Origin of the sequence: Saccharomonospora marina XMU15, assembly GCF_000244955.1 — a bacterium.
In the GTDB taxonomy this organism is placed as follows: domain Bacteria; phylum Actinomycetota; class Actinomycetes; order Mycobacteriales; family Pseudonocardiaceae; genus Saccharomonospora_A; species Saccharomonospora_A marina.
This window is the reverse complement of the sequence record NZ_CM001439.1, coordinates 1,231,518-1,246,289: the sequence shown is the minus strand read 5'-3', so window position 1 is coordinate 1,246,289 and position 14,772 is coordinate 1,231,518. Positions and strand designations below refer to the sequence as shown.

Sequence of the window (14,772 nt, the reverse complement as noted above, 5' to 3'; positions counted from 1 at the left end):
GGCCCGAACGCAGCACTCGCGGGCCCGAACGCAGCACTCGCGGGCCCGAACGCAGCACTCGCGGGCCCGAACGCAGGACTCGCGGGCCTGGGCGGGGGACTCGCGGGCGTCAGACGGGGATGTGTGCCCCGCTGACCACCCCGGAGGCGTCACCGCACAGGAAGGCGATCACCTCCGCGATCTTCTCCGGTGGGGTCCAACCGCTGGGGTCGGCGTCTGGCTGCGCGGCCCGATTCCCCGGCGTGTCGATCATGGTCGGCAGTACCGCGTTGACCCGCACACCATCGCTCGCGTACTCGGCGTCCAGCGCGTCCACCAGCGCCAGCACGGCCGCTTTGGAGGTCACATAACCCGAGGCACCGGGGAACGGGCGCAACGCCGCCTGGCTCGACACGCAGACGATCGAACCGCCACCCGCCTCGAGCAGGCGCGGCAGAGCCGCCTGGCTGACCAGGTAGGTGGGCCGTAGGTTCAGCCGCAGCAGCCGCTCGAACTCCTCGACAGGTGTCTGGTGCACCTTCTGCCCGACCGCGAACCCACCGACCAGGTTGGCCACCGCTCGAAACGGCGCGGAGTGCTTGCTCGCGGCGAGTTCGGCACACCGAGCCGCGTCATCGGGGTCGAACAGGTCCGCGCGCACCAACTCCAGGTTCTCCGCCGCGTCGAGCCGGTCCAACTCGGACTCCTCGATCCACGGAACCACCACCCGCCAGCCCTGTGCGAGCAGAGCCTTGGTCACGGCGGTGCCCAGACCACCGGTGCCTCCGGTAACCAGCGCGGTCGCCTTCACGAGCACACCGTCCCTTCACGAGCGGAATCGCCGACGCCCTCAAGTGTGGCGCACGTCATGTCGAACCCCCAGTACGGGGTGAAACAGTGCCGGGCTATGAGTGTGCACCAGTTCCGCGTCCTCACCGCCGACGGCGAGATCCGTTCGCTGGCCGAGTACAAGGGCCGCGTCCTGTTGATCGTGAACGTGGCCAGCAAGTGTGGCCTGACACCGCAGTACGAAGGCCTCGAGGAGATGTACCGGACCTGCAAGGATCGCGGTCTGGAGATCCTCGCCTTCCCCTGCAACCAGTTCGGCGGTCAGGAACCCGGCACCAACGACGAGATCCAGCGATTCTGCTCCACCACCTACGACGTCACCTTCCCCGTCTTCGCCAAGGTCGATGTCAACGGCACCACGGCGGACCCGCTGTTCGCCTATCTACGCGAGCAGGCTCCCGGCGACTTCGGCCCCGATTCCGGGCCGCTGTACGAGCACGTCAAGAACTCACGGCCCGAGGCGATCGGCACCGACGAGGTGAAGTGGAACTTCACGAAGTTCCTCGTCGACCGCGACGGCGCCGTGGTTCGCCGCTTCGAGCCCACCGTCTCGCCAGGGCAGGTCCAGACCGAGATCGCTGCACTGCTGGCCTGAGCCCCACCCGCACGAGTAGCCGAGGCGCGGGCGGCGTCAGGAGCAGACGGCGCCCCGCGCGGCCGTGCCGACCAGTTGGGCGTACTTGCGCAACACCCCGGATCGGCTGGTGACCGGCGGCAGCTGCCACCCCTCGCGCCTGCGCTCCAGTTCGTCCTCACTGATCCCGAGGTCGAGCGTGCGATTCGTCATGTCCAGCACGATCGGGTCACCGTCGCGGACGAACGCGATCGGGCCACCGTGCGCGGCCTCGGGCGCCACGTGGCCGACGCACAGGCCGGTGGTTCCGCCCGAGAACCGGCCGTCGGTGAGCAGCAGCACGTCCTTGCCCAGCCCGGCTCCCTTGATCGCACCGGTCACCGCCAGCATTTCCCGCATGCCGGGCCCGCCTCGCGGGCCCTCCTGGCGGATCACCACCACGTCGCCCGCCTTCAGTTCACCGAGCGCGTCCATGGCGGCCTGCTCGCCGTCGAACACCCGCGCCGTCCCCTCGAATCTGGCGGTGTCGAAGCCCGCGCTCTTCACCACCGCACCCTCGGGTGCCAGGCTGCCGTGCAGGATCGTCAGTCCGCCGGTCGGGTGAATCGGGTCGGCGAGCGAGCGGATCACTTCGCCGTCGAGTTCGGGCGGGGTCAGTTCGGCGAGGTTCTCCGCCAGTGTCTTCCCCGTCACCGTGAGGCAGTCGCCGTGCAGCAACCCGGCGTCAAGCAGTGCCTTCATCACCACCGGCACGCCGCCGACCCGATCGACCGCCGTCATCACGTGCCTGCCGAACGGTTTGACGTCGGCAAGGTGCGGCACCCGGTCGCCGACGCGGGAGAAGTCGTCCAGGCTCAGCGGTACTCCCGCCTCGTGGGCGATCGCGAGCAGGTGCAGCACCGCGTTCGTGGAACCGCCCAGCGCCATCACCACCGCGATCGCGTTCTCGAACGCCTCCCTGGTGAGGATGTCGCGCGCGGTGATGCCGTGCCGCAGCAGTTCGACCACCGCCTCGCCGCTGGCCCTCGCGAGCCGGTCGCGACGCCGGTCCACCGATGGCGGGCTCGCGGAACCGGGCAGCGACATGCCCAGCGCCTCGGCTGCGCAGGCCATGGTGTTGGCCGTGTACATGCCGCCGCACGCACCCTCGCCGGGACAGATGGCCCGCTCGATGCGGTCGACCTCCTCTCGGCTGATGAGGCCCCGGGCGCAGGCCCCCACCGCCTCGAACGCGTCGATGATCGTCACCTCGCGGTCGTCGACGCGGCCGGGCAGGATCGAACCCGCGTAGACGAACACAGCGGCGACATCCAGCCGCGCGGCAGCCATCAACATGCCGGGCAGGCTCTTGTCGCACCCGGCGAGCAACACGGTGCCGTCAAGCCGCTCGGCCTCCATGACCGTCTCCACCGAATCGGCGATGATCTCGCGTGACACCAGCGAGAAGTGCATCCCCTCATGCCCCATGGAGATGCCGTCGCTGACCGAGATCGTGCCGAATTCCAGCGGGAACCCGCCTTCGGCGTGCACACCCTGCTTGCTGGCCTCGGCCAGCCGTTTCAGCGACAGGTTGCAGGGGGTGATCTCGTTCCACGACGAGGCGATGCCGATCTGTGGCTTGGCGAAGTCGTCGTCACCCATGCCCACGGCGCGCAGCATCCCCCGCGCGGCGGCCCGCTCGAGGCCGTCGGTCACTTCGCGACTGCGTGGCTTGAGGTCGTGTTCGGCCATGGGCAGATCATGCCTCATATCGAGCAGGGCACAATGCCCGTCGTGGCTGAGATGGTGTCCATTCATCGAAAGATCGCCGAAGAGCTCGGCGCCCGCCCCGCCCAGGTGCAGGCAGCGGTGACCCTGCTCGACGAAGGGTCGACGGTGCCCTTCATCGCGCGCTACCGCAAGGAGGTGACCGGCGGGCTCGACGACGGCCAGCTTCGCACCCTGCAGGAACGCCTTCGTTACCTGCGCGAACTCGAGGAGCGACGCACCGCGATCCTGGATTCGGTGCAGGCACAGGGCAAGCTTGACGACGAGTTGCGAGCCCGCATCATGGCTGCCGACTCCAAGGCTCGGCTGGAGGACATCTACCTGCCCTACAAGCCCAAGCGCAGGACGAAGGCGCAGGTGGCGCGGGAGGCCGGGCTCGAACCGCTCGCCGACGGCCTGCTCGGCGACCCCACCAAGGACCCGAAGGCCGCCGCGGCGCTGTTCGTCGACGCCGACAAGGGTGTCGCCGACGCGGCCGCGGCGCTGGACGGCGCACGCGCGATCCTCGTCGAACGCTTCGCCGAGGACGCCGACCTCATCGGCGAACTCCGTGAACGCATGTGGTCACGCGGTTGGGTGACATCGAAGGTTCGGGAAGGCAAGGAAACCAAGGGGGCCAAGTTCTCCGACTACTTCGACTTCGCCGAGCCGTTCACCAAGCTGCCCTCGCACCGCGTCCTCGCGCTGTTTCGCGGAGAGAAGGAGGAGGTGCTCGACCTGAGCACCGAACCCGACGAGCCGGGCGCGGAGGCCGGTGACTACGAAACCCGCATCGCGCAGCGGTTCGGCATCAGCGACGAGGGCAGGCCCGCCGACCGGTGGCTGTGCGACACCGTCCGCTGGGCATGGCGCACCAAGATCCTGCTGCACCTCGGCATCGACCTGCGCATGCGGCTGCGGCAAGCGGCCGAGGACGAGGCCGTGCGGGTGTTCGCCGCCAACCTGCGCGACCTGTTGCTGGCCGCGCCTGCGGGGGGAAGGCCCACGATGGGACTCGACCCCGGCTACCGCACGGGGGTGAAGGTGGCCGTGGTCGACGGCACCGGCAAGGTCGTCGCCACCGACACGATCTACCCGCACAAGCCGCAGTCGCGCTGGAACGACGCGCTGGTGACGCTGGAGAAGCTCGCCCGCGAGCACGGCGTGCAACTCGTCGCCATCGGCAACGGCACGGCTTCCAGGGAGACCGACAAGCTCGCCGGTGAGCTGGTCAAGCTGGCACCGGAACTGAAGCTGACCAAGATCGTGGTGTCCGAGGCGGGGGCGTCGGTGTACTCGGCTTCGGCCTACGCGGCACAGGAACTGCCCGAGCTCGACGTGTCGCTGCGTGGCGCGGTCTCCATCGCCAGGAGGTTGCAGGACCCGCTCGCCGAACTGGTGAAGATCGATCCCAAGTCGATCGGAGTCGGCCAGTACCAGCACGATCTGGCGGAGTCGAAGCTGTCGCGGTCACTGGACGCGGTGGTGGAGGACTGCGTGAACGCCGTGGGTGTCGACGTCAACACGGCATCGGCGCCGTTGCTGAGCCGGGTGTCGGGCATCGGTTCCGGGCTGGCGGAGAACATCGTCGAGCATCGCGACAGCAACGGCCCGTTCCGCACCAGGGACGCGCTCAAGAGCGTCCCCCGGCTCGGGCCGAAGGCGTTCGAGCAGTGCGCGGGCTTCCTGCGCATCCCGAGCGGGGACGACCCGCTGGACTCCTCCAGCGTCCACCCGGAGGCATATCCGGTGGTCAGGCGGATCGTGGACCGGACGGGCATCGGCATCGCCGAGCTCATCGGCGACTCCAGGACACTGCGCAAGCTGTCACCGCAGGAGTTCGTCGACGACACCTTTGGGTTGCCCACGGTCACCGACATCCTCGCCGAGTTGGAGAAGCCCGGGCGTGACCCGCGTCCGGAGTTCAAGACGGCCAGCTTCGCCGAAGGCGTTGAGACAATGGCGGATCTGAAGCCTGGCATGACCCTGGAGGGCGTGGTCACCAACGTGGCGGCGTTCGGCGCCTTCGTCGACGTCGGCGTGCACCAGGACGGCCTCGTGCATGTCTCGGCGATGTCGCGCGATTTCGTGAAGGACCCGCGCGAGATCGTCAAGCCGGGTGACGTGGTGCGCGTGAAGGTGCTGGACGTGGACGTGGCACGAAAGCGGATTTCGCTGACGCTGCGACTGGACGACGAGGCCACCCCCGGTGAGCGCGGGCCCCAGGGCGGCAAGCGCGAGCGCAGGCAGGGCAAGCCTGGCAACCAGGGCGGCGGGGGTCAGCGCGCCCGCAAGGGAGGTGACCGGGGAGCGGCCGCGGGTGGCGCGATGGCGGAGGCGTTACGCAAGGCGGGTTACGGCCGCTGATCAATCACATGGCGAGCCTGGCGCTCAACCCTGACAATGGACGAATGACGTCGACCGGAGGCTTGAGCCCGGCCACCCGTGCCAGGCTGGAGCGTGAGCTCGAACAGCTACGTGAGCAGAGGGAGGCGCTGGCGCCGCGGCTCGGTGACGACCCGCTCGGCGACAGCGCCGACCAGGCCGACTTGCTCGAACGCGCCGAGGTGGTGTCAAGGCTCGACCAGCGGATCAGCCAGATCAGCGACCTGCTGCACGGCGGGCCGGTGGGTGAGCAGGACTCGGGACTGCCTTCCGGGACCAAGGTGACGCTGAAGTTCGGCGACGGAAGTGTCGAGGACATGGTCGTCGTCGGGATCGCCGACGAGGCGGAGGAGGACGACGTGTCCTCGCTGACCGCAGACAGCCCACTTGGCCGCGCCATCGAGGGGCACAAGCAGGGCGACAAGATCACCTACCGCACCCCGCAGGGTGAGGCTTCGGCGGAGATCCTGAAGCTCGAGCTGCCGAGCTGACCGCTCCCACCCGCGAGTCCCACACTCTCGCCCGCGAGTTCTGCACTCCGGGCGGCGAGTCCTGCACTCTCGCCCGCGAGTTCTGCACTCCGGGCGGCGAGTCCGACGCTCCGGTGCTCGTGGGCGCGCGCGGGCGCACACCACCTGAACGCGGAACTCGCGACCGCCAACGCAGAACTCGCGGGCATGGGCGCAGAACTCGCGGGCATGGGCGGGGGACTCGCGGGGTGGGGGCTCCGGTCAGTCGTTGCCGAAGCCCTGCGCCAGTGCTGCCATGGCGGTGTCGAGCAGTTCGCACAGCTCCACGTCGGTGCGGGCCAGCCAGTGCTCGTAGGCGGCCAGCGCGACGCCAAGCGCCGCGTAGGCAATGGCCTGCGGCAGCAGTTCCCTCGGCGACACCCCGAGGCGCAGCGCCGCGAACTCGGCCACCACCGCCCGCCACTCGGCGTAACGCAGCGTCGAGTGCGCCTGCAACGCCGGTACCCGCAGGATCAGCTCCATCCGCCTGCGGTGCCGGGGCACCTCGGCGGCATCGACGCGGTTGAAGTCCACGACGACGGTGCGCACCGCGTCCATGAGCGGCTCGTCGTCGGGCCGGTCGCGGAACCGGTCACGCATCCGTTGCAACTGGTCGCTGAACGCACCCCAGACCACGTCGTTCTTCGAGTCGAAGTACCGGAAGAAGGTCCGCCTTCCGATGCCCGCGCTCCTGGCGATGTCGTCGACGGTGGTCGCCTCGAAGCCGTGGCGTTCGAAGAGTTCGAACGCCACGCGCTCCAACTCGTACTGGCTGGTCGAACGGCGCCTACCTGGCCGGACGGGTGGATCTGACGGCTCCTTCGCCATGACCCCTTCCATTTGACACCGGGTGCCATTACTCTCGTTTTCGGTCTTACCACTGCTCAGCGAGGAGTAGCTTGCCATGAACGAGTCGCAGACCCACGAGGACGCCGTCGTCGAGGACGACATGCTCGTCGAAGAAGTCTCGATCGACGGCATGTGCGGTGTCTACTGACGCCCCTGCTTCCCACCGAACAGCCGTGAGCGCCGGTTCGTTCGAACCGGACCGGCCTTACCGGCTCAGTTCCAGTGTCGCGCTGCGACCGGAACCGTTCGGTGCACTCGTATACGACTTCACCACCAGGAAACTGTCCTTCCTCAAGACCCGCCTGCTCGTCGATGTCGTCCGGGAGCTGGAAAACCAGCCGGACGCGCGGTCGGCGCTGGAATCGGCGGGCGTCCCGCGTGCCGAGCACCCGCGCTATCTCGACGCGCTCGCCGGGCTGGCCTCGGCCGGAACCATCGTGAGTGCCCAGCGGTAACAGCGGCACCAGCGGCACCGGCACCGGCCACGCGGCCTTCGAAGGGAGACCCATGAAGCTTGTCGAGCACTTCCAGCACGGCCTCGACGCTCCCATCTGTCTGACCTGGGAGCTGACCTACGCGTGCAACCTCTCGTGCATGCACTGCCTTTCGTCGTCGGGACGGCGGGACCCACGTGAACTGTCCACAGCGGAATGCAAGGCGGTCATCGACGAGCTGCAGCGACTGCAGGTGTTCTACGTCAACATCGGCGGCGGCGAGCCCACCGTGCGCGGCGACTTCTGGGAGATCGTGGAGTATGCCGTCGATCACCAGGTCGGGGTGAAGTTCTCCACCAACGGTGTACGCATCACACCCGAGCGCGCCCGCTGGTTGGCGAGCACCGACTACGTGGACGTGCAACTGTCGCTCGACGGCGCGACCGCGGAGGTCAACGACCATGTGCGCGGGCCAGGGTCCTACGACACCGCACTGCGCGCCATGGAGAACCTGCGGGACGCGGGCTTCGCGAACTTCAAGATCAGCGTCGTGATGACCCGGCACAACGTGGACCAGCTCGACGAGTTCAAGAGGCTCGCCGACTCCTACGGTGCCCAGCTACGCATCACCCGGCTACGGCCGTCCGGGCGAGGGGCCGACACCTGGGACGAACTGCATCCCACCGCCGAGCAACAGCTGCGGCTGTACGAATGGCTCGTGGCCAGCGGCGAGAACGTGCTGACCGGCGACTCGTTCTTCCACCTCAACGCGCTCGGCTCGACCCCGCTGCCGGGACTGAACCTGTGTGGCGCGGGGCGCGTTGTCTGCCTCATCGACCCGGTGGGCGACGTGTACGCGTGCCCCTTCGCTATCCACGACGAGTTCCTGGCGGGCAACGTGCGCGACGAGGGCGGCTTCACCTCCGTGTGGCGCGAGTCGGAGCTGTTCGCGCGGTTGCGGACGCCGCAGACCGGCGGCGCCTGCTCGTCCTGCTCGGCATACGACTCCTGCCAGGGCGGTTGCATGGCGGCGAAGTTCTTCACCGGGCTGCCGCTCGACGGGCCCGACCCCGAGTGCGTCAAGGGCAACGGCGAGCGCGCGCTCGCGACGGTCGGTGGCGGCGAGAAGCCGAGGCCGGACAAGGACCACTCGCGCCGGGGCCGCAAGCGTGTCGCCGTTCCGATCGGCTGGGGTCCCCCCGAGCCGGACCGGTTGCCGGACCGGGCCTGTGACACCAGCCCGCTCGCCGGCTTCCGCCCGTGAGTGAACCGCTCACCGAACCGATCACCCTCGCAGCCAGGACCGCCCCGTCCAGGGTGATGTTCGGTCCACACGAGACAAACCTGGCACGGGGCAGGGCGCTTTCGAAGGCGCACGTGGCCTACTACGAGCGGCGGGCGGCCGGTGGTGCCGGGCTGGTCGTCACCGAGACGGCGAGCGTGCACGACTCCGACTGGCCCTACGAGCGCGCGCCGCTGGCGCAGCAGTGCGGAACCGGCTGGTCCCTGGTCGCCGACGCCTGCCGTCCGCACGGGACACTCGTGCTCGCAGGGCTGGGCCACGCCGGGTCGCAGGGCTCTTCGGCCTACTCGCAGCGTCCGCTGTGGGCGCCTTCGCGGGTGCCGGACGTGGCCGGCCGGGAGATGCCGATGGAGATGGAGGCCGCCGAGATCAGGGCGGTCGTCGCGGGTTTCGCCCTCGGCGCGGAGCTCGCCGCCGAGTCCGGCCTGCACGGTGTCGAGGTGGACGCGGGGCAGTTCTCGCTGCTGCGGCAGTTCCTTTCCGGGCTCACCAACCAGCGCGGCGACGCCTACGGCGAGGATCGGCTGCTGCTGTTGCGGGAGGTACTGGCCGCGGTGCGTGCCCGCATCGGTGCCGACCGCGTGCTCGGGCTTCGGCTTTCGTGCGACGAGCTGGCACCGTGGGCCGGAATCACACCGGAGCAGGCCGAGCACATCGCCCGCGAGGTGGCGGCCAAGGTGGACTATCTCGTGGTCGTACGTGGTTCGGCGATGGGGACATCGGCGACCCGGCCCGATTCACACACCGAACCCGGCTTCAATGCCGAGTTGAGCCGCCGCGTGCGGCAGGTGGCGGCCGGTGCCACCCGGGTGGTGCTGCAGGGTTCGGTCGTCGAACCGGAACAGGCACGGTGGGCACTCACCGACGGCGTGGCCGACCTGGTGGAGCTGACCCGTGCGCAGATAGCCGACGCCGAGTTCGTGGCCAAGCTGTCGCAGCCCGAACGCATCCGGCCGTGCACACTCACCAACCAGAAGTGCCGCGTGCGGGACAACCGGAACCCGGTGGTCAGCTGCATCGGCGACCCCCGCAGCGGGCACGAGACCACCGACCCCGCCGAAACCGCGACGGGGCAGCACTGGGCAGGCCCCGTGCTCGTGGTCGGCGGCGGGCCCGCCGGAATGGAGGCCGCGAGGGTGCTGGCGCTGCGCGGGCACCGGGTGCGGCTGGTGGAACGCGAACCTCGACTCGGCGGGATGCTGACACTGGCGGCGACGCTGCCGGGGCGCGATCGGCTGGGAAGGCTCGCCGACTGGCTGGAAGCCGAGGTGCGCAGGCTCGGCGTCGAGGTCGTCACCGGAAGCGAGGACACCGTGGCCAGGCCGGGCGAAAGCGTCATAGCCGCCACCGGTTCCCGCCCCGGGCCGCGGTCCTACGGCGCGCACGAAGGCGCTCGCGTGGTGGACGTCGTTGACCTGCTGCGCGAACCGGACTCGCTGCCGCAGGGCACGGTCACGGTGTTCGACCCGGTCGGCGATGCAGTCGGCGTGGCGGTGGCGGAACTGCTCGCCGCGCGGCAACACGCCGTCACCATCGTCACCCACGATCAGGTGGTCGGCACCCAGCTGGCGATCACCGGCGACCTCGCCGACGCCAACGCCAGGTTGCAGCGTGCGGGCGTGCGGCTGGCCAAGCGCAGCGTGCTGCGTGAGGTGTATCCCGACCGCGTCGTGGTCGAGGACGTCTTCACCGGCGCGGCCACCGAGTTGGAGTCGGCGGTGCTGGTGCACTGTGGACACCGGCTGCCCGGCACACCGCCGCTCGTCGACGGTGCCGTCCCCGCAGGTGATCTCGTCGCTCCCAGAACGGTCCACGAGGCCGTGCTGGAGGGGCGAAGGGCCGCAGTGGCCGTCTCCACCGCCCGGCAGGTGGTGCCCGCATGAACAGCCGCTACCGCTACCTGTTCTCGCCACTTCGGATCGGGCCGGTGACGCTCGCGAACCGGGTGGTGTTCTCCGCGCACCTCACCAACTACGCGACCGACGGCATGCCGAGCGCCCAGCACGCCGCCTACTACGCGGCCCGCGCGGCGGGTGGGGCCGGGTTGATCATCACCGAGGAGCACTCCACCCACCCGACGGACTGGCCCTACGAAAAGCTCATCCACGGCTTCCACCCCGAGGTGGTCGCGGGCTACCGGCGCATCACCGAGGCGGTGCACGCACACGGCGTGCCGATCTTCGCCCAGCTCAACCACAACGGTGGCCAGGCCTCCAGCATGTACTCCCGGCTTCCGGTGTGGGCACCGTCGCCGGTGCCCGACCCGCTGTTTCGCGAGGTCCCCAAGGCGGTCTCGGTCACGGAGATCGACGAGATCGTCGCGGGCTACGCCAAGGTGGCCACACATTGCAGGCAGGGCGGCTTCGACGGTGTGGAACTGCAGTGCTCGCACTCCTCCATCGTGCGAGGGTTCCTCTCCCCCGCGACGAACCGGCGCGACGACGACTACGGCGGTCCGCTGGAGAACCGGGCTCGGCTGCTGCTGCGCCTGGTGGCTGCGGTGCGGGAGGCGATCGGGCCGGGCATGGCGCTCGGCGTACGGTTGTGCGGCGACGAGTTGATCGAGGGCGGCACCACCATCGACGAGGCGGTCGAGGTGGCGCGTTGGGTGGAGGCCACGGGCGACGTCGACTACATCAACACCTCGATCGGTGTGGCCACGTCCACGCTGTACATGATCGAGGCTTCGATGAGCATCCCGCCCGGGTACGCGATGTTCATCCCCAGCGCCATCCGCAAGGCGGTCGACCTGCCCGTGGTGGGGGTCGGCAGGTTCAAGGACCCGCTGCAGGCCGACCGAGCGCTCGCCGAGGGACACGCCGACCTCATCGGCGTGGTGCGCGGGCAGATCGCCGACGCCGATTTCGTCGCGAAGGCACGCGCGGGGCAGGCGGCCGAGATCCGCACCTGCCTTTCCTGCAACCAGGAATGTGTCGGGCGTATGGGGCTCAACCGCTGGCTCGGTTGTATCGAGAACCCCCGAACCGGCAAGGAAAGCGTGCCGCTTCCCGACCCGGTCCGACGCGGCCGCAGGGTCGTGGTGGTCGGCGGCGGCCCCGCCGGGCTGCAGGCGGCGGCCACGGCCGCGCAACGCGGACACGACGTGGTGCTGCTCGAACGGCAACCCACCACAGGGGGCCAGGTGAGCGTGGCGGCGAGCGTGCCCAGCCGCGCGGAGTTCCTCGACGTGGTACGCAACGCGCTCGCTGAGTGCCACCGCCACGGCGTGGACGTGCGCACCGGTGTCACGGCCACGGCCGAGCAGATCGCGGCACTTCGCCCGGAGGCCGTCGTGCTCGCCACCGGGGCCAGGCCCGCGCCACCGCACTGGGCCGGTGGGCTCGACCGCGTCGTCGACGTGCGAGACGTGCTGGAAGGCCGCGCCGCACCGCAGGGCGAGGTGTGTGTCATCGACGATCTCGGTTTCCATCAGGCCACGTCGGTCGCGGAACTGCTGGCCGACCGCGGCTGCTCGGTGCGGATCTCCACCTCCGGCATGGTGGTGGGCCAGGACCTGGGCGTCACGCTGGACATGGAGACGTTCAACGTGCGTGCCGCGGCGAAGGGCATCACGCAGACCACCGACGAGGTGGTGCTGGAAGCCGCGGCGGACCCCGAGACCTCGGGCGTGGCGCTGCGAATGCTGAAGCACACCACCGGCGTCACCGCCGAGGAGCGGTTCGACTGGGTGGTGTGCGCGACACACCAGGCGCCCGAGGACGACCTGTGGCGGGAGCTGTCCGGCACGGCCGACTTCGAGGTGCACAGGGTGGGCGACTGCGTGGCGCCGCGCAGGGCACACGCGGCCGTCGTCGAAGGACACCGGGTGGCGGTGGCACTGTGACGGCGACCGAAAGCCCGCTGGCCTGCTGCGACTCGCTGGCCGTGTTGGTGATCCGGGAAGGAATGGCTCCGCTCGGCGCGGACGAGGCGGTCGCCGAGGCCTGCGGCACGGCGCTGCTCGCGGGCTCGGGCTGCCGGGAGGCGGTGGACCAGCTTCCACCGCTTCGCCGTGCCTGGTGCGCCGAACTCGGCGAGTTCGCGCCGTCGGCGTGGGCGCGGGCGCTGGCGCGGCCGCTGCGTGACGTGCCGAGGGTGGTGCTGCCGGCCTCCCCCGACGGCCGCGACCTCGCACCCCGGCTGTCCGCCGAGTTGGCGAGGCCGCTGCTGGCCGGTGCCGTGCGGGTCGGTGAGACCTCGGCCGAGTTGGCAAGGTGGGATTCCCGAGTGGCGGTGACCGTCGAGGTGAGCGGGCCGTTCGTGGCGACACTGCTGCCGAGTGTGCGCGGCTGCCTGCCCTTCGACGGCTCGCCGGAGCTTGCCGATCTCGACGTGGAGGTGAGCCCCGCGGCTGACGCAGAGGTGCTGGAGGTGCTCGACCCCGACCCCGCGACCGCCGACCTCGCCGAGGCACCACGCATCCTCGGTGCGGGCGCAGGGCTCGCCTCCGGCGAACTGTCCGGTCCCGACGCCGTGGCGCTGCTCGGCAAGGTGGCGGCGGCGCTGGGGGCTTCGGTGGGCGCGACCAGGGTCGTCACGGACGCGGGCTGGGCGCCCTACGAGCGGCAGATCGGCACCACCGGCGTGATCGTGGACCCGGACCTCTACGTGGCCTTCGGGGTGTCCGGTGCCACCCAGCACACCGGTGGGCTCGGCGCGCCACGGCACGTGGTGTCGGTGAACACCGACGCCAGTTCACCGATGACGGCGATGGCCGATCTCGGGCTGGTCACCGACGCGCAGGCACTGCTTCGGGAACTGGCCCGCCGACTGAGTGGGAGCGATGATGCGTGACAGGGCAGGCCCTGCAGGGGCGGCCGTCACCGTGGAACCACCGGCCACCACCGACTTCGACGCGATCGTGGTGGGCGCTGGGCCCGCGGGCTCGGCCGCGGCGCTGGAGCTGGCCAGGGCGGGCCACTCCGTCGCGCTGCTTGAGCGTGGCCCGTTCCCCGGCTCGAAGAACGTCTACGGCGGTGTGGTGTACGGCCGGGTGCTCGACGAGCTGGTCCCCGGCTGGTTCGAACGGGTTCCGGTGCAACGCTGGATCACCAGGCGGCAGACGATGCTGCTGTCCGGCGAGCGTTCGCTGACCGTCGACTTCCGCAGCCAGAACTGGGGCAGCGCGCCCTACAACGGCGCCACCACCTACCGCGCCGAGTTCGACAGCTGGCTCGCCGACCACGCGCGGCAGGCAGGTGCCGTGCTCGTGCCGTCCACAGTGGCCACCTCGCTGCTTCGCACGAGCGGCGGGCGGGTGGTCGGCGTGCGCACCGACCGCGAGCAGGGTGACCTCACGGCCAGGGTGGTCATCGCCTGCGACGGGGTGAACTCCTTCCTCGCCAAGCAGGCCGGGCTCTACCCCGGCGAGCAGGCCGAGCACACCACGCTCGGTGTGAAGGAAACCCTGGCGCTGCCCAAGGAGATCATCGACGAACGCTTCGGCGTGAGCGGGTCCGACGGTGTGGACATCGAGATACTCGGCGGCACCGGTGGCGTTCCCGGCGGCGGGTTCGTCTACACCAACCACGACACGCTCAGCGTCGGTCTCGTGCTCGGCCTGCCCGGTCTTGCGAAGGCGGGACTGCGACCGGAGGAGATCCTCGCCGGGTTGAAGCGGCACCCTTCGATCCGGCCACTGGTGCGTGGAGCCGAGTTGGTGGAGTACTCCGCGCACCTGATTCCCGAGGGCGGCTACCGGACGATGCCACGACTCGTCGGCGACGGGCTGCTGGTGGCGGGCGACGCGGCGGCGATGTGCCTTGCCGCCGGGATCTGGCTGGAGGGCGTCAACTTCGCGCTCGGCTCGGGCATGTACGCGGGCCGCGCGGCGGCACGTGCGCTGAGCGCCGACGATCCGAAACTGCTGCGGCAGTACCGGACGCTGCTGGCGGACTCGTTCGTACTCGCCGACCACAAGAAGCTGCGCAACGCGCCCGCGCTGGTGCTTTCCGACCGCGTGCAGCAGCGCTATCCGGGCCTGGTGTGCGACCTGGTGGAGGGCATGTTCACGGTGGACAACCCCGCCCCGAAGCCGGGCCTTCGCAGGCTGCTGCGCCGCTCGGCCAGACGTAACGGCGTGGGCCTGCACCAACTGGCAAGGGACGCGCTGACCGGCCTGCGCTCGTTCGGATGAGGAGCACC

At 70.1% G+C, this 14,772-nt stretch carries 13 protein-coding genes; 10 read left to right on the top strand and 3 right to left on the bottom strand.

Annotation, left to right across the window (positions count from 1 at the left end; translation table 11 throughout):
- Positions 1-109 precede the first annotated feature (109 nt).
- Complete coding sequence (locus SACMADRAFT_RS05915; protein WP_040926130.1) at positions 110-790, bottom strand: SDR family NAD(P)-dependent oxidoreductase; 681 nt, start codon at positions 788-790, stop codon at positions 110-112.
- A 96-nt stretch (positions 791-886) separates the two neighbouring features.
- Here SACMADRAFT_RS05915 and SACMADRAFT_RS05910 point away from each other — a divergent pair, with 96 nt between their 5' ends.
- Complete coding sequence (locus SACMADRAFT_RS05910) at positions 887-1,423, top strand: glutathione peroxidase (protein ID WP_040925568.1); 537 nt, start codon at positions 887-889, stop codon at positions 1,421-1,423.
- A 36-nt stretch (positions 1,424-1,459) separates the two neighbouring features.
- On the opposite strand, the gene ilvD is transcribed toward SACMADRAFT_RS05910, so the two are convergent.
- Complete coding sequence (ilvD, locus tag SACMADRAFT_RS05905) at positions 1,460-3,133, bottom strand: dihydroxy-acid dehydratase (protein ID WP_009152877.1); 1,674 nt, start codon at positions 3,131-3,133, stop codon at positions 1,460-1,462.
- Positions 3,134-3,166: 33 nt separating this feature from the next.
- On the opposite strand from ilvD, the gene SACMADRAFT_RS05900 reads away from it, so the two are divergent.
- Together SACMADRAFT_RS05900 and SACMADRAFT_RS05895 are read left to right on the top strand one after the other, a co-directional pair.
- Positions 3,167-5,515, top strand: a complete 2,349-nt coding sequence (locus SACMADRAFT_RS05900; protein WP_009152876.1) for a Tex family protein — start codon at positions 3,167-3,169, stop codon at positions 5,513-5,515.
- 44 nt (positions 5,516-5,559) lie between these two features.
- Positions 5,560-6,024, top strand: a complete 465-nt coding sequence (locus SACMADRAFT_RS05895; RefSeq protein ID WP_040925567.1) for a GreA/GreB family elongation factor — start codon at positions 5,560-5,562, stop codon at positions 6,022-6,024.
- Between the two features lie 240 nt (positions 6,025-6,264).
- Here the strand turns inward: SACMADRAFT_RS05895 and mftR are convergent, their stop codons facing one another.
- The gene (gene mftR, locus SACMADRAFT_RS05890; protein ID WP_009152874.1) at positions 6,265-6,870 is read right to left on the bottom strand and encodes a mycofactocin system transcriptional regulator; all 606 of its coding nucleotides are present in this window, start codon (positions 6,868-6,870) and stop codon (positions 6,265-6,267) included.
- 76 nt (positions 6,871-6,946) lie between these two features.
- Here mftR and mftA point away from each other — a divergent pair, with 76 nt between their 5' ends.
- From mftA to SACMADRAFT_RS05855, 7 genes are read left to right on the top strand one after another with little or no spacing between them, the layout of a single operon-like run.
- A complete protein-coding gene (gene mftA / locus SACMADRAFT_RS05885; RefSeq protein ID WP_009152873.1) occupies positions 6,947-7,039 on the top strand; it encodes a mycofactocin precursor MftA in 93 nt (30 codons plus the stop codon).
- 25 nt (positions 7,040-7,064) lie between these two features.
- Positions 7,065-7,346, top strand: a complete 282-nt coding sequence (gene mftB, locus SACMADRAFT_RS05880) for a mycofactocin biosynthesis chaperone MftB (protein WP_009152872.1) — start codon at positions 7,065-7,067, stop codon at positions 7,344-7,346.
- Between the two features lie 52 nt (positions 7,347-7,398).
- Positions 7,399-8,589 (top strand): mycofactocin radical SAM maturase, encoded by a 1,191-nt coding sequence (gene mftC, locus SACMADRAFT_RS05875; protein ID WP_009152871.1) that lies wholly within the window; start codon positions 7,399-7,401, stop codon positions 8,587-8,589.
- Positions 8,586-10,511 carry a mycofactocin system FadH/OYE family oxidoreductase 1 gene (locus tag SACMADRAFT_RS05870; protein WP_009152870.1) on the top strand — a complete coding sequence of 642 codons (1,926 nt, stop codon included), beginning with the start codon at positions 8,586-8,588 and terminating at the stop codon, positions 10,509-10,511. Before mftC ends, SACMADRAFT_RS05870 begins: the two co-directional genes overlap by 4 nt.
- Positions 10,508-12,472: a mycofactocin system FadH/OYE family oxidoreductase 2 gene (locus SACMADRAFT_RS05865; protein ID WP_009152869.1), complete on the top strand. Its 1,965-nt coding sequence runs from the start codon at positions 10,508-10,510 to the stop codon at positions 12,470-12,472. The genes SACMADRAFT_RS05870 and SACMADRAFT_RS05865 overlap by 4 nt, the downstream gene beginning before the upstream one ends.
- The gene (locus SACMADRAFT_RS05860) at positions 12,469-13,422 is read left to right on the top strand and encodes a mycofactocin-associated electron transfer flavoprotein alpha subunit (RefSeq protein ID WP_009152868.1); all 954 of its coding nucleotides are present in this window, start codon (positions 12,469-12,471) and stop codon (positions 13,420-13,422) included. Before SACMADRAFT_RS05865 ends, SACMADRAFT_RS05860 begins: the two co-directional genes overlap by 4 nt.
- Complete coding sequence (locus SACMADRAFT_RS05855) at positions 13,415-14,764, top strand: FAD-dependent oxidoreductase (RefSeq protein ID WP_009152867.1); 1,350 nt, start codon at positions 13,415-13,417, stop codon at positions 14,762-14,764. The genes SACMADRAFT_RS05860 and SACMADRAFT_RS05855 overlap by 8 nt, the downstream gene beginning before the upstream one ends.
- Positions 14,765-14,772: the final 8 nt, after the last annotated feature.